This window comes from Xanthobacter autotrophicus (assembly GCF_029991245.1).
GTDB lineage: Bacteria > Pseudomonadota > Alphaproteobacteria > Rhizobiales > Xanthobacteraceae > Xanthobacter > Xanthobacter autotrophicus_C.
Map to the genome: position 1 here is coordinate 1 of NZ_JAIVFO010000332.1, position 530 is coordinate 530.

Genomic DNA, 530 nt, shown 5'->3' on the forward strand with positions numbered 1-530 from the left:
GGGGAGGGCTTGGCCTGCCTGTCAGGCGGCCCTGAGCCCGTTTTCCATGGCTTCGCCATCAAGGGCCCCGGTTCCCGGGCTGTCCCTGCTAGAGATCTCTGAAAAACCTGGGCAACCGTAGCGTGGGCAAGCTGCAGGCTTGTCCACCGAAGGGCGTCAGTGTCTTGGGCAGCGGCCGGCGGTGGGCAGACCCCGGCACCGCCCGGCACGGGCGGCTGTCCACCTCGGGTGGGCAGCGGGGTTGTCCACGGCAGGCGCGGGCCACCGGGCGCGGTGATGGTGCTGGTCAGTGTTGCATTTTGCTGCAGAAATTAGTTTATTAGTTTGTTTGTTAGTTAGTTTATTTATTTGTTATGGTATAATTTCTCCATTACACCCGCAGGAGAAATGCCATGCGTCCAGCAGAGTTCACCCAAGAGCAGATCATTGAGGCCGGCGAGCAGTTGCAAGCTGCTGGTCGCAACATCACGGGCTTCGCCTTGCGGCAGAAGGTCGGGGGCGGCAACCCTTCTCGCCTCAAGCAGGTCTGG

Annotated in this window: 1 protein-coding gene; it reads left to right on the forward strand. The window is 60.9% G+C overall.

The features are described from left to right. Positions 1 to 392: 392 nt before the first annotated feature. Positions 393 to 530, forward strand: a 138-nt coding sequence (locus tag K9U41_RS23890) for a DNA-binding protein (protein WP_349237872.1), incomplete at its 3' end; no start/stop codon positions are given.